This is a genomic window from Actinoalloteichus caeruleus DSM 43889, from assembly GCF_000429185.2.
Lineage (GTDB): Bacteria > Actinomycetota > Actinomycetes > Mycobacteriales > Pseudonocardiaceae > Actinoalloteichus_B > Actinoalloteichus_B caeruleus.
The window spans coordinates 2620980-2643298 of sequence record NZ_AUBJ02000001.1; the positions used below are offsets into that span (position 1 = coordinate 2620980).

Below are 22319 nucleotides of genomic sequence, written 5' to 3' on the forward strand. Positions count from 1 at the left end.
CCCGGGGGCTCGCGAGAACATCCACCGGGAACGCTGAGGGAAGGCTAACCTCACTACGCAGGGTGGTCGGCGGCCGCCCGGGCTCGACTCGGCGACCCCCTGCCCCGCCACCGACGGTATGAGCGCACCGGCACCGGGTAGCCCCCTGGTGCCACGTGTTCGTCAGGGCCACCGGCCCTCGGGAGGGGACCATGACCGAGCGGAGCGATCAGCCGGCACCGCCGGACCAGCGGTCCAGGCTGCTGGCCATCTACCTGAACGACCACCTCGCCGGGGCGACCGCCGCCGTGGAGCTGGCCCGGCGGCTGGCGAAGGCCGAGGTGTCCTCCCCCGACGGACCGGAACTGGACCGGCTGGCCGACGAGATGGCGGAGGACCGCGCTCGGTTGGCGGACGCCATGCGACTGCTGGACGTGGAGGTCGCGCACTACAAGACCTGGGCGCTGTGGGCCGCCGAGAAGGCGGGCCGGTTGAAGCTCAACGGGCAGCTGCGCGGGCGCTCGCCGTTGAGCACGGTGGTGGAACTGGAAGGTCTGCTGCTGGTGGTGACGTCCCTGGCGAGCGCGTGGCGGACGTTGCGCGCGGTGGCCGAGGACGCGGGTCCGGCCGGGGCGGGGCCCGGGACGGAGCGACTCGACGCGCTGCTGCGGCGGTCGCTGGACCAGGCGGCGCGGCTGGAGCGGCTGCGCGAGGCCGCGGTCACCCGGGTGTTCGGCACGGCCACGGCCCAGGAACGGCGGCGGTAGGCGCGGCCGGCACCGTTCCCGCCCCCCGGGACGGGCGCGGGAATGCGGCGGGCTCCCCGGGGCGTTGTCCCGGGGCACCGCCCGACGGGTCCGTGAGTGGCCCGGGCGTCCCGCCCGCCTCCGGGTGACGCGGCGACGTCCCGCGATCACGGCGGGTGGCGCCGCCGGGAGGCGTCGCTCATAGCCGCCACCCACCCCCCGCCCGGTCTGCTGTGGTGGACCCGAACTCGGGTGCCCCACAGGTCGGGGACGCCCGTCGTGCCGCCTGGAAGGAGCCGCATGACCGACCGCGCCGACACGGCCTCCGAACACCCGCGACGCACCGGCCCGACCACGGACCCCACCGAGGTGGAACGCCTGCTCCGGCAGGGCCCGTTCCACGAGTGGCTGGGGCTCCGGGTGTTGTCGGTGGGCGAGGACCGGATCGAGTTGGCCTTCGCCTGGCGGCCCGAATGGGTCGCCGACCCGGACGCCGGCTACACGCACGGCGGCATCCTGGCCACCATCGTCGACCTCACGGCCGACTGGGCGCTGGTGTCCCGCCTCGGGCGGGGCGTCCCGACCGTGGACATGCGGGTGGACTACCACCGGGCGGCGTCGCGGGGCGAGGACCTCACCGCCGTCGGCGAGGTGGTCCGCTTCGGCAGGACCTTGGCCGTGGCGGAGGCCCGCGTGCACGACGGCCAAGGGCGGCTTGTCGCCAGTGGACGCGGCCTCTACCACACCGCGAGCGCCAGCTCCTGACGAGCGGGACCGACGCCGCTCGAGGGGACGGCCGAAGGCGGCCGGCACCCGTGAGCGGCGTCATAGAAAGTTGTTGGATCAAGCATCTCGTGGCTAGTGTCGTTGGTGGTCACGAGTGCCAGCGCCAAGCCCCGGCTCGCTGGCCGGCAACCCTCCGCCGCGGTGGGGTGCCCCGGGTGAGCGACCAGGTCACCCGAGCAGTCGTGGCAAGTGCGGACCAGGGCGGAAGCGCCCGGCCAGTGGAGGAACGGATGAAGCACTCGGACCCGCGGGCGATCGCCGCCGCGACGGTCGGGGACCTCCTCTACGGCCGCATCTACGTGGACTTCGGTCTCGTCTGCAGCTCCCTGAGGTAGAGCCGCCACCGACGGACCCCGTCGGTGGCGTCTCCCGGGCCGTCACGGCGCCGGGAGGCGATGGTGCACCCAGCTGACCCCGACGGCCGCCCTGGAGCCCCACCATGTCCGGTGACAACGCCACCCCGTTCGCTCTTCGACTGCCCTCCCCGCTGCCCGGGCCCGTGGTGCTCGACCACCTCGTGCTCGCGGTCGCCGACCTGCCCTCCGCCACCGAGTACCTCCGGTCGCTGGGCTTCGACGCCCGGCCCGGCGGCCGGCACCCGGGGCACGGCACCGAGAACGCCCTGGTCGTGCTCGACGGGCAGTACCTGGAGCTGATCTCCGTCACCGATCCGGAGGAGGCCTCCGCGAGCGACCTGGGTCGGAGCACGGTCCGCGCGTTGTCCCGCGACGGCGGCGGCTGGGTCGGGTACGCGCTGCGGCTGCCCCCCAACACCCCCGTGGACGGTGGGTCGCTGGCCGCCCCGGAGCGCGCGGAGCCGCACCGGCTGTCGATGAGCCGCACCACCCCGGGCGGTGAGCGGGTGTCCTGGGAGCTGTTCTTCCCCGAGCGTGTCGGGATGGACGGCCCCTACCCGTTCCTCATCCGGTGGGACGGAGCCTCACCCACCAGCGGCGAACCACCCGAGCACCCCAACGTGGTGCACGGCGTCGGCGAGCTGACCATCGGCATGCCGGGACCGGGCTCGGCCCCGGCCCGCTGGTACGCCGACTCGCTGCCCCGGTTGACGGGGGCACCGGCCCACACCGTCGAGGACGCCTCGGCGCACCGGAGCGTTGGACTCGCCTCGGTCGAGCTGACCAGCACCGACCTCGGCAGGACTCGGCGGGCGCTGGCCTCGGCCGGTGCGGCGTGGCGGGCCGTCGAGGCCGACCCGGCCTCCCCCGCCGTCCTGCTCACCCTCCCACCGGCCCTCTTCGGCGAGCACACCCGGTTGACGATCCGCCAGCCGGCGCCGTCCCGGGACCGCTGACCCCGGCCCGGGCACCCGACCACCCACCACGCCCCTCCGGCGTGACGCCCTTCGAGAGGTTCCAGATGACGATGCGACCACAGCGCCACCCCCGTTCGGGCCGTGCCCGGCTGGGTATCGCCGGCGTTCTCGCGACGGCCCTGCTCGCGGCGGCCTGCGGCGGCGGGGACACGGCCGGGGACGGCGACGGCCCGACCTCCCTGTCGGTGGCCACCATCCCCACCCCGGACGCCGCCTCCATCTACCTCGCCGAGGAACAGGGCTTCTTCGAGGAGGAGGACCTGGACGTCGACATCACGTTGGCGGACAGCGGCGGGGCGATCATCCCCGGCGTCGTCCGAGGCGACTACCAGTTCGGGCACTCCAACACCGTGTCGCTGGCCGTCGCCGCCGGCGAGGGGCTGCCGCTCCAGGCCGTCACCAACACCACCGGGACGGGGAGCGACCCGGACCAGGACATCTCCCGGATCCTGGTGGCCGGTGACAGCCCCATCCAGGACGCGGCGGACCTGGCGGGCACGACGATCGCGGTCAACGGGCTGAACAACATCGGCGAGGTGACGATCAAGGCCGCGTTGGAGAACAGGGGTGTGGACGTCTCCGGCCTCGACTTCGTCGAGATGCCCTACCCGGACATGAACGCGGCCCTGTTCGCCGGCGAGGTCGACGCCATCTGGCAGCTGGAACCGCACCTGAGCCTGGCAGAGGAGGACGGCGCCCGCCCGGTGCTGTCCAACTTCGTGGAGGCCACGCCCGACGCCCAACTGGGCTACCTGGTGACGAACCGGCAGTACGCCGCCGAGAACACCGAGGTCATCGAGAGGTTCTCCCGGGCGATGGACCGGGCCAAGGAGTTCGCCACCGACAACCCGGACGAGACGAGGCGGGTCCTGACCGAAAGCCTCGGCATCCCGGCCGAACAGGCCCAGGACATGCTGCTCCCGGTGTTCCAGCCGGGCATGGACGTGGACTCGCTGCGCACCTACCTGGAGCTGACCGAGCGGTACGGGCTGATCAGTGAGCAGCCCAACGCCGACGATTTGGTGGCCCCGGGCGCCAACACCTCGGAAACGGGCCGATGACACCACCCACGACCACCACCCGCCCCGAGCACGCGGGCCCCGGCACCCGCGACGGGCGGTCGGGACGACCCCGGCTGCCCGGCGCGGCGCTGCCCGCGGTGACGGTGCTCGGCGTGCTCCTGCTCGCCGAGCTGGTCTCGCGGCTCGGAGTGCTGCCCACGCGCTACTTCCCACCGGCCAGCGAGATGTTCGTCGCCCTCGCCGGGCAGGTCGTCGACCCCTCGTTCTGGGTGTCGGTCGGCCAGACGCTCCAGGGCTGGGGCGCCGGGCTGGGCATCGCCGTGTTGTTGGCGGTGCCGGTGGGGCTGGCGCTGGGGACGGTTCCCCTGCTGTACACGGCGGTCCGGCCGATCGTGGAGTTCCTCCGGCCGATCCCGTCGGTGGCCCTGATCCCGCTCGTCGTGCTCGCGATCGGCACGGGCGCGGCCAGCAAGGTGTTCCTCGCGGCCTTCGCGGCCTTCTGGCAGCTGCTGATCCCGGTGATCTACGGCGTCCGCGACACCGATCCGGTGGCCCGGGACACCGGGCGGGCGTTCCGGCTGGGCCGGTTCGGCGTGCTGCGGTGGATCGTGCTGCCGGCGGCGGTGCCCTACCTGGCCACGGGCCTGCGGATCGCGTCGGCGACGGCGTTGATCCTGGCGGTCACGGCGGAACTCGTCATCGGCGTCCCCGGGCTGGGCGGCGCGATCAACCTCGCTCGCTCCGCGGGCGCCCCCGACCGCATGTACGCGCTCATCATCGCCACCGGCCTGCTCGGCTGGGGCCTGAACGCGGCGTTCCGCGCCGTGGAGCGCCGGGTGCTGCACTGGCATCCCTCCCACCGGGAGGCCGTCGCGTGACCGGCCGGTGGGTGCGGGTGCTACTGCCCGTGGTGACGACGGCGGCGGTGCTGGCCGCGTGGTGGTTCGGCTCGCTGGGCACCGAGTCCTACTACTTCCCGTCGCTGCGGGACATCATGGACCGCTTCGTCGAGGTGTGGCTGTTCGACCGGTTCGTCACCGACGCCGTGCCCAGCCTGTGGCGGCTGGGCGCCGGTTTCGGCATCGCGGTCGTCGCCGGGGTGGGGCTGGGCCTGCTGCTGGGGCTGTCCGCGTCGTGGCGGCGCGCCACGGAGCCGATCGTGGAGTTCCTGCGCGCGATCCCGGCGACCGCCCTGTTGCCGTTCGCGCTGCTGGTCTTCGGCATCGGCGACCTGATGAAGGTCGCGATCATCGCGTTGGTGTGCCTGTGGCCGGTGCTGCTCAACACCATCGACGGGGTGCGCGGCCTGGACCACACGTTGGCGGACACCGCCCGGATGTACCAGGTCAGCGGGGCCAGGAGGCTGCTGTCGGTGGTCCTGCCCTCGGCGGCCCCGCAGATCATGGCCGGTGCCAGGACCAGCCTGTCGCTGGCCCTGATCCTGATGGTCACCAGCGAGATGGTGGCGAGCACCAGCGGCATCGGCTTCTTCGTGCTCGACGCCCAGCGCGGCTTCCGCATCCTCGACATGTGGACGGGCATCATCCTGCTCGGCGTGCTGGGCTACCTGGTCAACCTGGTGTTCACCCTGGTCGAGCGGCGGCTGCTGCGGTGGCACGCCGGCGCCCGTGCCGACACCGCCTCGGCCCGCTGAGGCCACGGCGGAGGAAGGGAGTTTCTCGTGCTCGAACTGCGTTCGGTGAGCAAGACCTACGGCTCGGGTGCCGGGGCGACACCGGCCATCGGCGAGGTCAGCCTCACCGTCCGACCCGGTGAGTTCCTGACCGTGGTGGGCCCCTCCGGCTGCGGGAAGACCACGCTGCTGAAGTGCATGACGGGACTGCTGCGCCCCACCTCGGGCGAGGTCCTGTTGGACGGCCGGCCGGTGACGGGACCACCGGCGGACATGGCCCTCGTGTTCCAGGAGTACGGCCGGTCCCTGATGCCGTGGTCGACCGTCCGGAAGAACATCATGCTGCCGCTGCGGGCCCGGCGGGTCCCCAGGGCCGAGCGCGAGCGTCGCGCCGACGAGGCCCTGGCCGAGGTGGGGTTGGCCGGCTTCGGCGACCACTACCCCTGGCAGCTGTCCGGCGGTATGCAGCAGCGGGTGGCGATCGCCCGGGCGCTGGCCTACCGGCCGAAGATCCTGGTGATGGACGAGCCGTTCGCCTCGGTCGACGCCCAGACCAGGGCCGACCTGGAGGACCTCGTCCTCCGGATCCGGGAGGCGCACGACATCACCATCGTGTTCGTCACCCACGACATCGACGAGTCGGTGTACCTGAGCGACCGGATCGCGGTGCTGGGCCCCTCCCCCACCTCGGTGCGGGAGCTGGTCGAGGTCGACCTGCCCTCGCCACGCGACCAGGTCGCCACCAAGCGGCTCGCCGAGTTCGGGGAGCTGCGGACGCACGTGTACCGGCGCATCCGCCGGGACGAGGCGGGTAGCCCCCCGGGAGTGGCGTCGACAGCGGCGCCCGCGCCGGGATCCGCCGGGGAGGACGCGGAGCGGGTCGGCTCCGCCTCCTGAGATGAGGGGCGGGCCCGCCGCGTGGCGGACCCGCACCAGACCTGTTGAATATCGCACGACGAGGAACGGAGAACGTCGGATGAAGGCGGCTTTGATCGTGGACCGGGGTGGCCCGGAGTGCCGGGTCGTGCGGGAGCACCCGGCCCCGGAGCCCGGCCCGGGTGAGGCGCTGATCCGCGTCCGCGCCTGCGGCCTGAACCACCTGGACGTCTTCGTCCGCAACGGCACGGCGGGCGGGCAGCTGCCGTTGCCGCACATCTCGGGTGGGGACATCGCCGGCGAGGTCGCCGGTTACGGCCCGGACACCACCGGTCCGGCCGAGGGCACCCGCGTGCTGGTCGACCCGCTGGTGCACGGCAAGGCGTTGGGCGAGGACCTGCCCGGCGGCCTCGCCGAGTACGCGGTGGTCCCGGCGGCGAACCTGCTCCCGCTGCCCGACGGGGTGAGCTTCGAGCAGGCCGCGGCGCTGCCGATCGCCTACGGCACCGCCCAACGGATGATCGTGACCAGGGCGAAGCTCCAGCCGGGGGAGACGGTCGCCGTGCTGGGCGCCGCCGGTGGCGTGGGCACCGGCGTGGTGCTGATCGCCAAGGCGATCGGCGCTCGGGTGATCGCCTGCGCCAGTTCGCGGGAGAAGCTGGACCGGCTCGCCGAGCTGGGGGCGGACGTGCTGATCAACTCCCGCGAGGAGGACTTCAGCGCCCGCATCTGGCGGGAGACCGGCAAGCGCGGGGTCGACGTGATGGTCGACTACACGGGGGCGGACACCTGGGCCGGTTCGATCCGCGCCACCCGTCCCGGTGGTCGCGTGGTGACCTGCGGCGCGACCAGCGGGTACGAGGTCAGCCAGTTCCAGCCCTACGTGTGGGTCCGCGAACTGGACATCCTGGGCAGCAACGCGTGGAGCAGGGCCGACCTCCAGGGCCTGCTGGACTCCGTGGCCGCCGGGACCCTGGACCCCGTCATCGACTCGGTCCTGCCGTTGGACCGGGTGTCCGAGGCGGAGCGGCTGCTGGAGGAACGGCTCGTCTTCGGCAAGGTCATCGTCACGCCGTGACCCGCGGGCGGACAGGTCCTGGTTCACCGGTCCCGGCCACTCGGTCGGTCACCACTCCTGGGGAGGGAGGTGCGGCGCCCCGCCCGGCGGCGGGCGCGCCGACCACGCGATGAAGGGCACACGGGACACCGGTGACCCCCGGGCCGCGCTGAGCGGGCGGCCGGCCGCCGTCGAGCACAACCTCGGTTGGCGCCTGATGTCGGACGCCGTGCTGTCGACGCCGGACGCGGTGGCCGTCGAGCAGGGCGAGACGAGTCTCACCTACCGCGAGTTCGACCGGCGGGTACGGCGAACGCAGGACCTGCTCGCCCGGCTCGGCGTCGTCCGGGCGAGCCGGGTCGCGCTGTTGTTCCACAACGACCACCGCTACCTGGAGACCTTGTTCGCCGCGATCCGGCTCGGCGCGGTGGCGGTGCCGCTGAACACGCGGGCCGGTGCGCCCGCGCTGGCGCACGTCATCGCCGACTCGGAACCGCTGGTGGTCGTGGCCCAGGACACGCTGGTGGACCGGGCCACGGAGCTCGTGGCGGAGAGCGGCGCCGGCGCCACCACCGGCCGGCCCCTGCTCGTCGGGTCGCACGGCACCGACGGCTGGTCGGTCCGGGAGCTGGCCGATCCGCCGGCGCCCGCCGACCTCGGGTTGGGCGTCGGGGACGGCGACGGCCTGGTCGCCGCCGGCTACCTCGGCGCGGACGAGACGGTGACGACCCTGACGATGGCCGAGTTGGACGACGGGGTGAACCCCGTCGCGGTGGGGCCGGACGAGGTGTGCATGCAGCCCTACACCTCGGGGTCGACGGGTCGCCCGAAGGGGTGCCTGCTGACCCACGGCGGGCAGCTGTGGAACGCCAGGGCGAACCGGGACTTCTGGCGGTTGGGCCCCGACCAGAAGGGGCTGATCACCGCCCCCCTGTACCACAAGAACGCGATGATCTGCGTGGTCAAGCCGGCGCTGCTGTCGGGCGCGACGATGGTGGTCAACACCGACCCCGACCCCCGCAGCATCCCCGCCGAGGTGGAACGGCACCGCTGCACCTACACCACCGGTGTTCCCGCCACCTACGAGATGCTGCTGGCCAGCGGCTCCCACCTCGGCCGGGACCTGAGCTCACTCCGGTTCGTGGTCTGCGGGTCGGCACCGTTGAGCGAGGAGTTCAGCCGCCGGATCACCGCGGGGCTCGGGGTGCCCGTCGTCGAGGCCTACGGTCTGACCGAGGGCGGCCCGCAGGTGCTGGCGACGCCGAGGGACGCGATCCGCACCGGCAGCGCGGGGATTCCCGTGCCGGGAGCCGAGGTGCGGTTGGTGGGGGTGCCGGGCAGGGACGGGGCCGGCACCGACGCCGGCACGGACTTCATGGTGCGCACGGGTGAGGTCGGGGAGATCTGGGTCCGCAGCCCGGGCGTGGCCCTCGGTTACCACCGGCTGCCGGAGGTGACCGCCAGCCGCATCACCCCGGACGGGTGGTTGCGGACCGGTGACCTCGCCTGGCGGGACGTGGACGGCTACCACTACGTGGTGGGGCGCCGGGACGAGATGATGCAGGTGGGGGGCGAGAACGTGTACCCCACCGAGGTGGAGCGGCTGGTGCTCGCGCTGCCCGAGGTCACCCAGGTCGCGGTGGTGCCCGTCCCGCATCCGGTGAAGGGCCAGGTCCCGGTGGCGTTCGTGCGCGCGGAGGGCATCACGGAGGAGGAGATCCGCCGGCACACCCTGGAACGCGGCGCGCCCTACGCCCATCCCCGCCGGGTCTGGTTCCTGGACGCGCTGCCGCTGGGGGCCACCGGCAAGGTGGACCGGGCGGCGCTGGTGCGGATGGCCGAGGAACGGTACGCGCCACCCACCGCGTGACCGGCCGACAGCCCCGGGGACGGGGCCGGGGATGTCACCCCGGGTCGCGGGAGTGCCGGTCGCCGGGCGGGGTACCCGGGTGGCTGGACCGAGCACGCGTGCCGGGAGGGCAGTCGCCATGACCTTCGTGACCGTCGCCGAGGAGAACAGCACCACCGTCGACCTCTACTACGAGGACCACGGTCCGGAGGACGGGAAGCCGGTGGTGCTCATCCACGGGTACCCGTTGGACAGCCAGTCCTGGGAGAAACAGGTCCCTCCGCTGCTGGCTGCCGGGCACCGGGTCATCGCCTACGACCGGCGGGGCTTCGGCAGGTCGAGCAAGCCGACCTCGGGGTGCGACTACGACACCTTCGCGGCCGACCTGAACGGCTTGCTGCACGTCCTCGGCCTCCGCGAGGTGACCCTGGTGGGCTTCTCGATGGGCAGCGGTGAGGTGGCCAGGTACCTGGGCAGCTACGGGTCCGAGCGCGTGGCCCGCGCCGCGTTCCTCTCGGGGCTGCCGCCGTTCCTGCTCAGGACGCCGGAGAACCCGGACGGGGTGGACCAGTCCGTCTTCGACGGCATCCGGGAGGGCGCCGTCCGGGACCGCTACGCGCACTTCGCCGAGTTCTACCAGAACTTCTACAACGTCGACGAGAACCGGGGTCATCGGGTCAGCGACGAGGTGTTGCGGGCCAACTGGGTCACGGCGACCCAGGCTTCGCCCTACTCCTCGGTCGAGGCCATCGACACCTGGGTGACGGACTTCCGCTCGGACATCCCCAGCGTCGACGTGCCGGCGCTGATCGTGCACGGGACGGCGGACCGGGTGCTGCCCATCGACGCCACCGCGCGCCCCTTCCACTCGCTGCTGCCCCGGGCGCGCTACGTCGAGGTGGAGGGCGCCCCGCACGGCCTGCTGTGGACGCACGCGGCCGAGGTGAACGCCGCGTTGCTCGACTTCCTGCGGGCGTGACGGCCGCCGCCGCGTGGGGCATCCGGCCTGCGGGGCGGGCGGGGGGCGGGGTCGCGGCCGGCGGGACCGTTCCCCCGCGCCGGCGGGGACCGCCGCCTCCGAGCGCCGACCGGAATGGGAGGGAACACCCGCCCGACCGCCGGTCCGCCTCCCGCACCGGGGGCACCGCGCGGGCGGTGCTCGGCACGGCCCCCGGAGCACCCCGGGGGCCGGCCGCGGTGCGCGCCTGTCAGAGCCTCCCGGACTTCATCGCGCCCACCAGAGCGGCGAAGCTGTCGCGGTCCACGACGAGAACGCCGCCCGAACGGTTCTTGGTGTCCCGGATACCGACGACCCCGGGGCCGTTGGCGACTTCGACGCAGTCGGACTGCCCGCCGCTCCGCCGGGACTTGCGCCAGTCACTCCAGCCCGGCGCCAGCGGGGTCCGGGGTGGCACGGTGTGGTGCATGCTCCATCCTTTCGATCAGTTCGCCGATCAGTATTCGCGAATCCGAGGGACTGACCGCCGACTGCTGGAGACTAGCGGCCCAGGAGCGGAACTCGTCCACTTCGGCTTGGTCGTCCTGACCGTCGAGAAACACTCCGGAGTTCCCGTGTTCGAGGTGCACGACGGGAGCCGCTTTGGGAAATTCGAGCACCACGAAAGATCCTTCGAGCAGTGCGGTGTATCCAGCGCCCACGGGAACCACCTGAACGGTGATGTTGGGAAACTCGGACATCCGAACGAGATGGCGGAGTTGACCCGCCAGCACTTCGGTTCCCCCTACTGGCCGGTGAAGGATGGCCTCGTCGATGAGGGCGGTGAACTGGAGAGAACCGTCGGTGAGAACGCGCTGCCGGCTGAGCCTGAGATGGACGCGGAACTCCCTTTCACTCGGTGGATGACCGTAGGCGGCCATGATCGAGCGAATGTAGTCCTCTGTTTGGAGTAACCCTGGCATCAGAAGGGCGGAGACCGAGGTGGCCGACACCGCGGTGCGCTCGAATTCGATCATCGCCGTCACCTGAGCCGGAAGTCCGGGAACGCCGACCGCGAGCCATCGGGGTTGTTGGGCGTCGCGGGCCATCTGAATCAGCCGATCGCGATTCGACCCCGTCACCCCGAGCACGGTCAGGATGGAGGCGACCTCTTCCGGAGAGGCCAGCCTCTTGCCCGTTTCCGTCTGGCTGATGGTGGGCTGCGACAAGCCGACGGCCTCGCCCACCGCCTTCGCGGTCAACCGTGCCGCGGCACGGAGCTGGCGCAGTTCGGCGCCCAGCGCCCGCGCCTGTGCTCGATAGGGGGTGCTTGCCATGTCGATCACCCTAAAGAGGGGCGCCACCGGCACCAATACGCCCGTTCAGGGAGTTGCTCGTATTGTCAATACGCGAAAGTATTGGCAATACGCTCGTCTCTCGACCTTCGGAGGGGACCGCGGTCGGCCCGTGTCCCGGGCGCGCGGGCAGGGAGCCGACTCCGCGTCCGCCCATGGTGCGTCGAGCCCTGACCGCCCGGGGCCCCGGGGTCGGAGGGACGGGCGACGGGCACGAGCACCGGGGCTCCGGGCGCGTCCCGCGAAGCCGAGACCTCCCAGTGGACGGAGCAGCCAGGAATGACGACCCTCGACCTCTCGCCCGCCCCCGCCCACATCAGGCACCAGTGGTACCACCGCGTCCTCGGCTGGGACCTGGACCGGCAACAGTGCTCGACCGCCCAGGTGGAGCTGGACGAGTACCGGACGGTGGTGATCGTCCGCCTCGCCTCCACCACCCTGGGCACCATCGGCGTCTCCCGCGACACCGCGCGGGCGATCGCGGCGGCGATCAGGTCCCGGGACACCGAGCACTTCGCGGTCCTCCGCCAGCACGGGGACTCGTGCCTGCTCGCGCTCTCCCCAGCCCGGCATGACGACGGGGTGATCGTGCACCTGGTCGGGCAGCGGGCTCCCGACTGGCGGATCGGTTTCGACTCGGCCGCCGCGTCATCCCTCGCCGAACTGCTGACGGCGGGGGCGGAGATCATCCGGGAACGCCTGCCCTGAGGTCACCGGGGCGGATGACGCGGCCCCGCGTCGGTCCGCGCCAGCGGGCACGGCCCGCGCTCGACGCGGCCCGGGTCGGCGGAGGCCGACCGGGCCCACGCACCGGCGGGTGCCGCCGGGGAGAACCGGGCGGCACCACCCGTTCCCGCCGTGCCCCTGACCCGCGTGCTCGCGTTAGGGGTGGACTCCCACGCCCCCGCATCGCCGGGGCCGGAACGGAGGCGCTCCCCCGGACCGTCCCTCGCCCCAGGGGCGCGCCGACGAACCCACTCCGGCGGACGTGCTCACGGGCGGGGGCGACGCGGTAGCCCCGTCAGTCGGTGGCGGTCGCGCGTTCCCCCGCCGGGTCGCCGACGGCCGCCCGCCCCTCGACGCCGATCGCCGGACCCAGGTAGCGGACCAGCATCGCCTTGATCTCGGTGAGGAGTTCCCGGCGCCTCGCCTCGTCCGCGCCGAGGAGCATCGGCATCATGGTGCGCACCGTGCCCACCGTCATCGTCGCCAGCAGCTCGCGCCGCTCCCTGGTGAGCTCGGGGCACCGGTCGCCGAAGAAGCCCGCGATCCGCTCCACCGTGCCCTGCTGGAGCCCCGCGGCGACGGCGGCGAGCTGGTCGGGGAGCGCGGAACCGTAGAACAGGGGCCAGAAGGCGGGCTGGGAGACCTTGAAGGCGAGGACCGCGTCGAGCAGGCCGTCCACCAGTTCGGGCAGCGGACGCCCGGCCGACTCCGGCGTCGTCCTGGCGGCCCAGAACTCCCGGAGGCGTTCGCCGTAGCGCACGGCCAGCTCCTCGACCACCTGGTCCTTGTTCCGGAAGAACTGGTACAGGGTGCCGGGTGAGACGCCGGCCCTGGCGGCGATCGCGTTGGTCGTCGCCTCCGCGTAGCCGACCTCGGAGATGACCTCCTCGGCCGCGTCGAGGATGGCGGCCATCCGCGCCAGCCCCCTGGCCTGCCGGCGCACCCCGCCGGCCTCGGCCCGGCCCGCCGTCCCGGCGCCGCGCTCGGCCCCCGCGTCACCGGCCGGCCGGGCGGCTCGATCCCGTGGCATGTCCCTCCTCGCGCACGACGACTTGCAAACACGAGTGATCGCTTGTAATTTGCGTCCACCCCCACAAATACGAGTCTTGATTCGCATTCGTGGTCTGCTTCCAGCCTAACCGGAGGACCGAAGCCCGTGCCCCACCACGACGGCGGCGGCCGTTCAGCCGAGCCCGCCACCCCACTCCGCACCGAGGCGGCTCCCGACGCGCACCGAGGACCACGCCCGTCCTCCACCACCGGGTTCCAGCGGGGAGGTCGCCGGTGAGCACCGCGCTCGACACCCCCGCTCCCCGCCGTCACCCGACGAATCCCGCACCTGGCCCGCTCCACCGGTTGGGACGGTGGCTCGCCCACCACCGGCGCCGGGTGCTGTGGGCGAGCCTCGCGTTGACCGTGCTCAGCGGCGTGCTCGGCGCCACCGCCGTCGGGTCCTTCGCCCTGTCGAGGTTCGAGGCCCCCGGCTCGGAGTCCGACCAGGCCGGCCGGGTGCTGGCCGAGCGCTTCGACACCGGCAGCCCCGACCTCATCCTGCTGGTCACCCCCGAGTCCGGGGACGTCTCCACCGCCGAGATGCGGGAGTACGGCCTGGACCTGACCGGCGAACTCGCCGACCACGACGGCGTCGCCGAGGCCTACTCCTACTGGACCCGAGGCGGGGCGAACACCCTGGCCAGCCGCGACGGGCGGCACGCGCTCGTGGTCGCCCGGATCCCCGGCGACGCCGATCACGTGCGTTCCACCGTGCTCCCCGGGCTCACCGAACGCTTCGACCGTGACGACGACCTGGCCTCCGTCCGCATCGGCGGCGGGGAACAGGTGTTCCGCGACGCGGGCGCCGAGGCCAGGTCGGACTTCGTCCGCGCCGAACTCATCATCTTCCCGCTCGTCTTCGTGCTGCTCGTACTGGTGCTGCGCAGCGCGCTGGTGGCGCTGCTGCCCCTGGCCGTCGGGGTGCTGGCCATGCTGGTGGCCCTGTCGCTCCTACGGATTCCGCTGCTGTTCAGCGAGGTCTCCACCTTCGCCCTGAACCTGACCCTCGCGATGGGGCTCGGCCTGGGCGTCGACTACGGGCTGATCGTGATCCACCGCTTCCGCGAGGAGCTGGGCGCCGGGGCCTCCGTCTCCGAGGCGACGGCGCGGACGCTGGACACGGCGGGCCGGACGGTCGTGTTCAGCGGGGTGACCGTCGCGGCCTCGCTGGTGGTCCTGCTGGTCCTGCCCTTCGACTTCCTCCGGTCCTTCGCCTACGCGGGCGTCGCGATCGTCGCCGGCGGGCTGGTCGGCGCCCTCGTCGTGCTGCCGGCGGTGCTCGCCTCCCTCGGGCACCGGGTCGCCGGACGGGCGAGGACGGCACCGGCCCCGGTCGGCCCCGAGGCCGCCCTGCCCGGAACCGCCGGCCGCTGGTACCGGGCGGCGACCGCGGTCATGCGGCGACCGGTGCTCTTCGGCGGCGTGGCCGTCGTCGCGCTCCTCGCCCTGGGCGCCCCCGCGCTCGGCCTCCGCTTCGGCCTCCCCGACGATCGGATCCTGCCCCCGGAGACCGGGAGCCGGCAGGTCCAGGAGGTGGTGCGCTCGGAGTTCGCCGCCGAGGAGGTCGACGCGCTCCAGGTCGTGCTGCCCGACGCCGGCCCGCTGGCCGCCGGGGGACCGGAACTCGCCGACTACGCGGCGCGCCTGTCCGAGGTGCCCGGGGTGGCCAGGGTCGATTCCCTCGCCGGCTCCCACGAGGACGGCCAGTTGGTGGCCACCGACCAGGCCGAGCCGGAACGCTTCGCCGGCGAGGACGCCACCTGGTTGTCGGCGGTACCCGACCTGGAGGGGCTGGAGGAGGACGCGACCGGGCTGGTCGAGCGGGTTCGCGACGTGCCCGCCCCCTCGGAGGTGCTGGTCGGCGGCTACCCGGCCGAACTCGCCGACTACCGGTCCACCGTGGTCGAGCGGCTTCCGCTCGTGCTCGCGCTGATCCTGCTGGTCACCTTCGCGATCCTGTTCCTGATGACCGGCAGTCTGCTGCTCCCGGTGAAGGCGACGGTGCTGAACCTGCTGAGCCTGTCGGTGATGTTCGGTGCCCTGGTGTGGGTGTTCCAGGAGGGCAACCTGGCCGGGGCGCTCGGGTTCACCGCCACCGGTTCGCTGGAACCGAGCATCCCGATCCTGATGTTCTGCGTGGCCTACGGGCTGTCGATGGACTACGAGGTGTTCATGCTGTCCCGGATCAAGGAGGAGTACGACCGCACCGGGGACAACGACGCGGCCGTTGCGGTGGGCATGCAGCGCAGCGCCCCGCTGATCACCGCCGCCGGGTTGATCCTCGCCGCGTCCTTCGCCGCCTACGCCTCGGCCGGCGTGATGTACATCCAGATGCTGGGGGTGGGGGTCGCCGTCGCGATCCTGGTGGACACCACCCTGATCCGGGCGGTGCTGGTCCCGGCGTTCATGCGACTGGCGGGCCGGGCCAACTGGTGGGCGCCCGCGCCGCTGCGGCGGCTGCACGACCGGATCGGGCTGCGCGAGTCGGTCTGACCCGGCAGCAGGTGCCGGGGGTCGGTCGTCACGGCCGACCGGCCCCCGAGCCGCTCAGCTGGCTTCCGCGCCCGCCTCCGGGCTCACCAACGATCGCCGCAGCCGACCGCTGGCCGAGTCCATGTGCGCCCGCATCGCCGCGCCGGCCGCCTCCGGGTCGCGGGACCGGATGGCCTCGAAGACGGCGGTGTGCTCGGCGAGGGTGGTGGCGGTGGTGCCGTCGGCCCGCACCGCGCGGGCCACCCACACCTGGAGCAGGGACCGCACGCTGTGCAGGATGTCGCTGAGGACGGAGTTCCTGGCGATCTCGGCGGTCTCGAGGTGGAAGGCCACGTCGGCCTCGACGAAGGTGGGCACGTCGTCGACGGCCTCCTCCATCCGCCGCAGGTGCTTCTCCAGGCGGTCGATGTCCTCGTCCAACGCCCTGGTGGCGGCCAGCTGGGCGGTGATGACCTCCAGGAACTGGCGCACCTCCACCAGGTCGTGGGTCCGGGGCTGACCGAGCATCAACCCCCAGTTGATGGTCTGGGGCAACAGGTCGGAGGTCGTCTGCCGCACGTAGGAACCGGACCCCGGCTTGATCTCGATGATCCCGAGGATGTCCAGCGCGGAGAGTGCACCGCGCACGGTGGACCGCCCGACGTCGAGGGCCTCGGCCAACACCCGCTCGGAGGGCAACCGGGTTCCGGGCGCGAGGCGGCCTTCGGCGAGCTGGTCCAGCAGCCGCTTCGCGACCTCGCTGACGGTGGACTCGCGGGCCACCGGCCGCAGCAGCTCCTCGAACCGTGGCTGCGTCGTCTCGGGCGTCATGGCCGGCCCCGTCCTGACCGGGCGGGTCGGCGGGGGAGCAGCGTGGTGGTGACGGCGTCGATCACACCACTCACGTCCTTCCTGAATCGGTCGCGGAGCGGATCGCTCCGAGGTCGGTGGCGAGTGCCTTCTGGTAGATCCACAGGTCACCGCCGTAGGCGAGCAGCCGGAAACCGCGCTCGACGAGGTCGGTGGCCTGGGGAACGCTGGTGGGCATGAAACCGGCGAGCTTGCCGTGGTCGGCGGCGGCCGAGGCGACCCGGTCGAGGGCCGCCAGGTAGTCGGGGTGGTCGAACCGCCCGGGGATCCCCATCGAGTTCGTCAGGTCGAAGTGACCCACCCACAGCACGTCCAGGCCGTCGACGGCGGCGATCCGCTCGACCTCCTCCAACCCGGCCACGGTCTCGATCTGCGCGATCACGACGGTGTCGTCGTTCGCCCTGGCGATCGTGTCGAGGAAGTCGCCGGCGACGTAGTCGTCGTGCGCGATGCCGAAGGCCGCGCCCCGCACACCGCGCGGCGGGTAGGCCGACCAGGCCACCAGGCGGCGCGCCGCCTCCTCGGACTCCACCATCGGCGCCATCACCCCCCGCGCGCCGAGGTCGAGCGCGCGGCTCACCGCGCTGCGGTCCTCGGCGGAGGGCACCCGGACCCAGGCGGGGATCCCGGCCGGGCGGGTCGTGGCCAGCAGGCGGCCGATGGTCTCCCAGCCCCAGCCGGTGTGCTCGGCGTCGAAGACGACGAACTCCGCGCCCGCGCCAGCGGCGAGGCGACCGATGCCGTTGGAGTCGAACTCGAAGACGAAGGTGCCCAGGGCCACCTGCCCGGCCCGCGCCCTGTCGATCACGTCGAGGGTCATGAGCGGGCCACCTTAGCTCCGTCGTTGGGCTGGTCAGCGGGTCGTGCCGTGCGGCGCGGCCCAGCAAACCACCGCTCGCCCGGAAGGGCAACCAACCAGTTGACCGGTCGCCGCCGGGAGCCGGCGAAAGTGACGTGACTCACCGTCACGGCCTACTAAACCGATCCGGTGAAAATTCAAGGTGGTCAACCGGTGACCAATTTCCGAAGAAGGGCTAACGTGTGCTCAGCCGTTCCGCGCTGCTGCGTCTAGCCCAGATGGAGGATCAGCAGCGGGCAGAGTTCACCGCCGAACGTGGGAGTTCGGTGAATCCGAGGAGTCAGCGTGGACACCGCCTCAACCGCGTCCGTCGAGCGCTCGGCGATCCGCAAGGTCGCCGTCCGACTCGTGCCGTTCGTCGCCCTGATGTTCTTCATCAACTACCTGGACCGGACGGCGATCTCCTTCGCCGGGCCCAACGGGATGAACGACGACCTGGCCCTGACAGCGGCCCAGTTCGGCTTCGCCTCCGGCGTCTTCTTCATCGGCTACATCGTGTTGGAGGTCCCGAGCAACATCGCCCTGCACAAGGTGGGCGCGCGGCGCTGGCTCGCCCGCATCATGGTCAGCTGGGGCGTCGTCGCGCTGCTGTTCACCTGGGTGCAGAACGCCGAGCAGCTGTACGTGCTGCGGTTCCTGCTCGGTGTCGCCGAGGCGGGCTTCTTCCCCGGCGCGATCCTCTTCCTGAGCCTCTGGGTGCCGACCAAGCACCGCGGCAAGATCCTCGCCCTGTTCTACCTGGCCCAGCCGCTGACCACGGTCATCGGCGCGCCGCTGGCCGGAGCGCTCATCGAGCAGCACGGCGTGTTCTTCGGCCTGGAGGGCTGGCGCTTCATGTTCCTCTGCGTCGCGCTGCCCGCCGTCATCGTCGGCGTGATCACCTGGTTCTACCTGCCCGACCGGCCGGCCGACGCGAAGTGGCTGACCAAGGAGGAGCAGACGTGGCTGACCACCGCCCTCGACAAGGAAGCGAAGGCCAAGTCCGCCGGTGGTGACGGCCAGGGCCACAGCATGAAGGCGGCGTTCACCAACGGCCGGGTGTGGGTGCTGGCCGTCATCTACTTCGGCTTCATCTACGGCCTCTACGCCCTGGCGTTCTTCCTGCCCACCATCATCAGCGGGTTCGAGGAGCAGTTCGGCACGACCTTCGACGTCTTCCAGCGGGGCCTGATCACCGCGATCCCCTACCTGCCGGCGGCCGTCGTCCTCTACCTGTGGTCGCGGGACGCCACCAGGAGGGGCGTCCAGACCTGGCACATCGCGGTCCCCGCCGTCGTCGGTGGTCTCAGCATCCCGCTGGCGTTGTTCATGAACTCCCCGGCCGCCACCGTCGCGGTGATCACCGTCACCGCCTGCGCGATCTTCGCGGCGCTGCCGAACTTCTGGACCGTGCCCTCCCGGTTCCTCACCGGGGCGGCCGCGGCCGCCGGCATCGCGCTGATCAACACCCTGGGCAACATCGCGGGCTTCGCCGCCAGCTACGTGACCGGTTTCCTCAACGACCTCACCGGCTCCTACGTCGTCCCCATGTTCGTGGTCGGCGGGCTGATGGTGCTCTCCGGCGTGCTGATGGTGGCCCTGAGCAGGCGGGGCGCCGTGGACCCCGTGGTCGACGGAACCGTGGACGACGACGCCCCCACCTCGACCCGCGCCGGCGGGCACTGACCGACCCGAGCCGGGCGGGGCCGGCCACCGCCCGCCCGCCTCTCGTTCCCCGCGGTCCGGAGGCCGCCAGCAGATGACTCGACTGTTCAACGACCCGTCCGACTTCGCCGAGGAGTCCCTGGAGGGCTTCGTGGCCGCCCACCGCCGTTGGGTGCGCCGCGTCCCCGGCGGCGTCATCCGCGCCACCCCCCGGGTCCCGGGGAACGTGGCCGTCGTCGTCGGTGGCGGCTCCGGCCACTACCCGGCCTTCGCCGGCCTGGTGGGACAGGGCATGGCGCACGGCGCCGCCGTGGGCAACGTCTTCGCCTCCCCGTCCGCCCAGCAGGTGCACGCCGTGGCCAGGGCCGCCGACAGCGGCGGCGGGGTGCTGCTGTCCTTCGGCAACTACGCCGGGGACGTCCTGCACTTCGGCCAGGCCAGGCAGCGGCTGCTCGACGAGGGCATTCCCTGCGAGGCGGTACCGGTCACCGATGACGTCTCCAGCGCCCCGGCACGGGACCGGGACCGCCGACGTGGCGTCGCCGGCGACCTCGCCGTGTTCAAGGTCGCCTCGGCCGCGGCCGACGCCGGCCTCCCCCTCGCGGAGGTGGCCCGGCTGGCGCGGCTGGCCAACGACCGCACGCGGTCCTTCGGGGTGGCCTTCGACGGCTGCACCCTGCCCGGCTCCACCGAACCGCTGTTCACGGTTCCCGCCGGCCGGATGGCCGTCGGACTGGGCATCCACGGGGAACCGGGTATCGGCGAGCAGCCGATGCCGACCGCCGACGAGCTCGCCGAACTGTTCGTCTCCACCCTGCTCGCCGAACTCCCCCCAGGCGTCGACACCCCCAGGGGACAGCGCGTCGGCGTCATCCTCTCCGGCCTGGGTTCGGTGAAGTACGAGGAGCTGTTCGTCGTCTACCGGCGGGTCGCCCAGCTGCTCGACCGGGCCGGCCTGGAGGTCGTCGACCCGGAGGTCGGCGAACTCGTCACCAGCTTCGACATGGCCGGAGCCTCCCTCACCCTGTTCTGGTTGACCGACGAGCTGGAACCGCTGTGGACGGCCCCGGCCGACAGCCCCGCCCACCGCAAGGGCTCGGTGCCCAGGGTCGAGGGCGCGGACGACGACGAGATCCCCGACCTGGCCCAGGACGTCGTCCCGCCCGCCAGCGAGGAGTCCCGGGCCTCGGCCCGCACCGCGCTGGCCGCCCTGGCCGCCGTGCGGGACACCGTCGAGGAACACGCCGAGGAGTTGGGGCGCATCGACGCGGTGGCCGGTGACGGGGACCACGGCATCGGGATGCGCCGGGGAGCGGCCGGTGGCCTGCGGGCGGCGGAGGAGGCCGCCGCGAGGGACGCGGGGGCCGGGACGCTGCTGGCCAGGGCGGCCGACGCCTGGGCCGACGAGGCCGGCGGCACCTCCGGCGCATTGTGGGGCGTGGCCCTGCGGTCGCTGGCCGCCGTGGTCGGCGACGAGCAGCGGCCCTCCGCGCAGGCGGTCGCCGCCGGGGTCCGCGCCGCGTCGGAGGACGTCATGCGCCTGGGCGGGGCGGTCGTCGGTGACAAGACGATGGTCGACGTCCTGGTGCCCTTCGCCGAGACCCTGTCCAGCCGGGTCGAGGCCGGGGACGCCCTCGGTGCCGCGTGGGAGGCCGCCGCCGAGGCGGCCGGACGGGCGGCCGAGGGCACGGCCGACCTGGTCCCCCGGATGGGCCGGGCCCGGCCGCTGGCCGAACGCAGCGTGGGCACGCCCGACGCGGGCGCGGTGTCACTGGCCCTGATCGTGCGGGCCGTCCGCGACGTGCTCCCCGACTAGAGCCACCAGACGAGCCCGAGGGGCAGGAAGGAGACGCTGATGAGCGACAGGCTGCGGATCGTCGTCGGTTCCGACGACGCCGGCTACGAGTACAAGGAAGCGCTGCGGAAGGACCTGGAGGCCAACGACCTCGTCGCCTCCGTGCGGGACGTCGGCGTGGACGCCGACAGCCACACCCCCTACCCGAGCGTGGCGATCGCCGCCGCCGAACTGGTGGCCGCCGGGGAGGCCGACCGGGCCCTGCTGGTCTGCGGCACCGGGCTGGGCGTCGCGATCGCCGCGAACAAGGTGAAGGGCGTGCGGGCCGTGACCGCGCACGACAGCTTCTCCGTGGAACGGTCCGTGCTCAGCAACGACGCGCAGATCCTCACCTTCGGCCAACGGGTCGTCGGCCTGGAACTGGCGCGGCGACTGGCCAGGGAGTGGCTGACCTACCGCTTCGACCAGTCGTCCGCCTCGGCGGCGAAGGTCGCGGTGATCGGCGACTACGAGAACACCGGGACGGCCTGAGTGGACGCCAGCGCGGTCACGGTCGGGGTGAGCCTGAAGATGTACTTCGGGCAGGCCAGGACCCTGGACTGGAGCCGTCGGGTCGCCGACCTCGCCCGCACCCACCAGGCCGTGACCAGCGGCCTCGTCGAGATGTTCGCGCTGCCCGCCACCCCGCTGATCCCGCCCGTGCTGGCGGCCTTCGCCGGCACCGGGGTCGGCGTGGGCGCGCAGGACCTGTCCTGGGCCGACTCCGGCGCCTACACCGGCGAGACCAGCGGGACCTTGTTGCGGGAACTGGGCTGCCGCTACGCCGAGGTCGGACACGCCGAACGGCGGCGCCTGTTCGGCGAGGACGACCAGGTCGTCGCCGCCAAGACCGCCGCCGCCCTGCGCAACGGCCTGACCCCCGTGCTGTGCGTCGGGGAACCCGACCGGGTCTCCCCCGCCGAGGCCGCCCGCCGCTGCGTCACCGAACTGGGCGGGCTGCTCGCCGCCGCCGACCAGGACGGCGCACCGGGCCGGGTGGTGGTGGCCTACGAACCGCACTGGGCGATCGGAGCCCCCGAACCCGCCTCCACCGACCACATCGCGACGGTGTGCGCCGCCCTGCGCGAACGGCTCGCCGAGGACGCCTGCCGGGCCGGCAGCCGGGTGATCTACGGCGGCAGCGCCGGCCCCGGTCTGCTCACCGACCTCGGCACCGAGGTCGGCGGGCTGTTCCTCGGTCGCTTCGCCCACGACCCCGACGCCGTCGCCGCGATCCTCGACGAGGCCCTGGCCCTGCACGGCGCGGGGGCACGGGCCCGATGAGCAC

21 protein-coding genes and 1 riboswitch are annotated in these 22319 nt (G+C 72.8%); of the genes, 16 read left to right on the forward strand and 5 right to left on the reverse strand.

What is annotated here, in order from left to right:
* The first annotated feature begins 191 nt into the window (after positions 1-191).
* The 10 genes from G443_RS09515 (at position 192) to G443_RS09560 (ending at position 10260) form a co-directional block, all read left to right on the forward strand.
* Complete coding sequence (locus G443_RS09515) at positions 192-746, forward strand: hypothetical protein (protein WP_051313843.1); 555 nt, start codon at positions 192-194, stop codon at positions 744-746.
* 279 nt (positions 747-1025) lie between these two features.
* Entirely contained in the window at positions 1026-1490 is a 465-nt protein-coding gene (locus G443_RS09520; protein WP_211237500.1) for a PaaI family thioesterase, read from the forward strand.
* A 107-nt stretch (positions 1491-1597) separates the two neighbouring features.
* A riboswitch (SAM riboswitch) is annotated at positions 1598-1709 on the forward strand.
* 241 nt (positions 1710-1950) lie between these two features.
* The gene (locus tag G443_RS09525; protein WP_051313821.1) at positions 1951-2823 is read left to right on the forward strand and encodes a VOC family protein; all 873 of its coding nucleotides are present in this window, start codon (positions 1951-1953) and stop codon (positions 2821-2823) included.
* 65 nt (positions 2824-2888) lie between these two features.
* Positions 2889-3905 (forward strand): ABC transporter substrate-binding protein, encoded by a 1017-nt coding sequence (locus G443_RS09530; protein WP_051313820.1) that lies wholly within the window; start codon positions 2889-2891, stop codon positions 3903-3905.
* Positions 3902-4744 carry an ABC transporter permease gene (locus G443_RS09535; protein WP_026418424.1) on the forward strand — a complete coding sequence of 281 codons (843 nt, stop codon included), beginning with the start codon at positions 3902-3904 and terminating at the stop codon, positions 4742-4744. Before G443_RS09530 ends, G443_RS09535 begins: the two co-directional genes overlap by 4 nt.
* Positions 4741-5520 (forward strand): ABC transporter permease, encoded by a 780-nt coding sequence (locus tag G443_RS09540; RefSeq protein WP_026418423.1) that lies wholly within the window; start codon positions 4741-4743, stop codon positions 5518-5520. Before G443_RS09535 ends, G443_RS09540 begins: the two co-directional genes overlap by 4 nt.
* Positions 5521-5547: 27 nt before the next feature.
* A complete protein-coding gene (locus tag G443_RS09545; protein ID WP_026418422.1) occupies positions 5548-6396 on the forward strand; it encodes an ABC transporter ATP-binding protein in 849 nt (282 codons plus the stop codon).
* A gap of 79 nt (positions 6397-6475) precedes the next feature.
* Positions 6476-7453 carry a zinc-binding dehydrogenase gene (locus tag G443_RS09550; RefSeq protein WP_026418421.1) on the forward strand — a complete coding sequence of 326 codons (978 nt, stop codon included), beginning with the start codon at positions 6476-6478 and terminating at the stop codon, positions 7451-7453.
* Between the two features lie 109 nt (positions 7454-7562).
* The gene (locus G443_RS09555) at positions 7563-9302 is read left to right on the forward strand and encodes a class I adenylate-forming enzyme family protein (RefSeq protein WP_026418420.1); all 1740 of its coding nucleotides are present in this window, start codon (positions 7563-7565) and stop codon (positions 9300-9302) included.
* 118 nt (positions 9303-9420) lie between these two features.
* The gene (locus tag G443_RS09560; protein WP_026418419.1) at positions 9421-10260 is read left to right on the forward strand and encodes an alpha/beta fold hydrolase; all 840 of its coding nucleotides are present in this window, start codon (positions 9421-9423) and stop codon (positions 10258-10260) included.
* 229 nt (positions 10261-10489) lie between these two features.
* Here G443_RS09560 and G443_RS09565 read toward each other — a convergent pair whose 3' ends face one another.
* Positions 10490-10708 (reverse strand): DUF397 domain-containing protein, encoded by a 219-nt coding sequence (locus G443_RS09565; RefSeq protein ID WP_016699724.1) that lies wholly within the window; start codon positions 10706-10708, stop codon positions 10490-10492.
* Positions 10659-11555, reverse strand: coding sequence for a helix-turn-helix domain-containing protein (locus G443_RS09570; protein WP_155886089.1), 897 nt, complete (start codon positions 11553-11555; stop codon positions 10659-10661). Before G443_RS09570 ends, G443_RS09565 begins: the two co-directional genes overlap by 50 nt.
* Before the next feature lie 297 nt (positions 11556-11852).
* On the opposite strand from G443_RS09570, the gene G443_RS09575 reads away from it, so the two are divergent.
* On the forward strand, positions 11853-12281 hold the full coding sequence (locus tag G443_RS09575; RefSeq protein WP_016699722.1) for a hypothetical protein: 429 nt from the start codon (positions 11853-11855) through the stop codon (positions 12279-12281).
* Positions 12282-12594: 313 nt separating this feature from the next.
* On the opposite strand, the gene G443_RS09580 is transcribed toward G443_RS09575, so the two are convergent.
* The gene (locus G443_RS09580) at positions 12595-13329 is read right to left on the reverse strand and encodes a TetR/AcrR family transcriptional regulator (protein WP_016699721.1); all 735 of its coding nucleotides are present in this window, start codon (positions 13327-13329) and stop codon (positions 12595-12597) included.
* A gap of 254 nt (positions 13330-13583) precedes the next feature.
* On the opposite strand from G443_RS09580, the gene G443_RS09585 reads away from it, so the two are divergent.
* Positions 13584-15845 (forward strand): MMPL family transporter, encoded by a 2262-nt coding sequence (locus G443_RS09585; RefSeq protein WP_035291818.1) that lies wholly within the window; start codon positions 13584-13586, stop codon positions 15843-15845.
* 54 nt (positions 15846-15899) lie between these two features.
* Here G443_RS09585 and G443_RS09590 read toward each other — a convergent pair whose 3' ends face one another.
* Together G443_RS09590 and G443_RS09595 are read right to left on the reverse strand one after the other, a co-directional pair.
* The gene (locus G443_RS09590) at positions 15900-16655 is read right to left on the reverse strand and encodes a FadR/GntR family transcriptional regulator (RefSeq protein WP_016699719.1); all 756 of its coding nucleotides are present in this window, start codon (positions 16653-16655) and stop codon (positions 15900-15902) included.
* A 70-nt stretch (positions 16656-16725) separates the two neighbouring features.
* Entirely contained in the window at positions 16726-17514 is a 789-nt protein-coding gene (locus G443_RS09595; RefSeq protein ID WP_016699718.1) for an HpcH/HpaI aldolase family protein, read from the reverse strand.
* Positions 17515-17838: 324 nt separating this feature from the next.
* On the opposite strand from G443_RS09595, the gene G443_RS09600 reads away from it, so the two are divergent.
* From G443_RS09600 to G443_RS09615, 4 genes are all read left to right on the forward strand, one after another.
* Positions 17839-19218 carry an MFS transporter gene (locus tag G443_RS09600; RefSeq protein ID WP_035275495.1) on the forward strand — a complete coding sequence of 460 codons (1380 nt, stop codon included), beginning with the start codon at positions 17839-17841 and terminating at the stop codon, positions 19216-19218.
* 73 nt (positions 19219-19291) lie between these two features.
* Positions 19292-21013, forward strand: coding sequence for a dihydroxyacetone kinase family protein (locus G443_RS09605; RefSeq protein ID WP_026418417.1), 1722 nt, complete (start codon positions 19292-19294; stop codon positions 21011-21013).
* A gap of 39 nt (positions 21014-21052) precedes the next feature.
* The gene (locus G443_RS09610) at positions 21053-21523 is read left to right on the forward strand and encodes a ribose-5-phosphate isomerase (protein ID WP_026418416.1); all 471 of its coding nucleotides are present in this window, start codon (positions 21053-21055) and stop codon (positions 21521-21523) included.
* Positions 21524-22315: a triose-phosphate isomerase family protein gene (locus tag G443_RS09615; RefSeq protein ID WP_026418415.1), complete on the forward strand. Its 792-nt coding sequence runs from the start codon at positions 21524-21526 to the stop codon at positions 22313-22315.
* Positions 22316-22319 lie beyond the last annotated feature (4 nt).

Coding starts and splice junctions, on each gene's coding strand:
- G443_RS09515 (WP_051313843.1), top strand. CDS start 192: ATGACCGAGCGGAGCGATCAGCCGGCACCGCCGGACCAGCGGTCCAGG.
- G443_RS09520 (WP_211237500.1), top strand. CDS start 1,026: ATGACCGACCGCGCCGACACGGCCTCCGAACACCCGCGACGCACCGGC.
- G443_RS09525 (WP_051313821.1), top strand. CDS start 1,951: ATGTCCGGTGACAACGCCACCCCGTTCGCTCTTCGACTGCCCTCCCCG.
- G443_RS09530 (WP_051313820.1), top strand. CDS start 2,889: ATGACGATGCGACCACAGCGCCACCCCCGTTCGGGCCGTGCCCGGCTG.
- G443_RS09535 (WP_026418424.1), top strand. CDS start 3,902: ATGACACCACCCACGACCACCACCCGCCCCGAGCACGCGGGCCCCGGC.
- G443_RS09550 (WP_026418421.1), top strand. CDS start 6,476: ATGAAGGCGGCTTTGATCGTGGACCGGGGTGGCCCGGAGTGCCGGGTC.
- G443_RS09555 (WP_026418420.1), top strand. CDS start 7,563: ATGAAGGGCACACGGGACACCGGTGACCCCCGGGCCGCGCTGAGCGGG.
- G443_RS09560 (WP_026418419.1), top strand. CDS start 9,421: ATGACCTTCGTGACCGTCGCCGAGGAGAACAGCACCACCGTCGACCTC.
- G443_RS09565 (WP_016699724.1), bottom strand. CDS start 10,708: ATGCACCACACCGTGCCACCCCGGACCCCGCTGGCGCCGGGCTGGAGT.
- G443_RS09570 (WP_155886089.1), bottom strand. CDS start 11,555: ATGGCAAGCACCCCCTATCGAGCACAGGCGCGGGCGCTGGGCGCCGAA.
- G443_RS09575 (WP_016699722.1), top strand. CDS start 11,853: ATGACGACCCTCGACCTCTCGCCCGCCCCCGCCCACATCAGGCACCAG.
- G443_RS09580 (WP_016699721.1), bottom strand. CDS start 13,329: ATGCCACGGGATCGAGCCGCCCGGCCGGCCGGTGACGCGGGGGCCGAG.
- G443_RS09590 (WP_016699719.1), bottom strand. CDS start 16,655: ATGACGCCCGAGACGACGCAGCCACGGTTCGAGGAGCTGCTGCGGCCG.
- G443_RS09595 (WP_016699718.1), bottom strand. CDS start 17,514: ATGACCCTCGACGTGATCGACAGGGCGCGGGCCGGGCAGGTGGCCCTG.
- G443_RS09605 (WP_026418417.1), top strand. CDS start 19,292: ATGACTCGACTGTTCAACGACCCGTCCGACTTCGCCGAGGAGTCCCTG.
- G443_RS09610 (WP_026418416.1), top strand. CDS start 21,053: ATGAGCGACAGGCTGCGGATCGTCGTCGGTTCCGACGACGCCGGCTAC.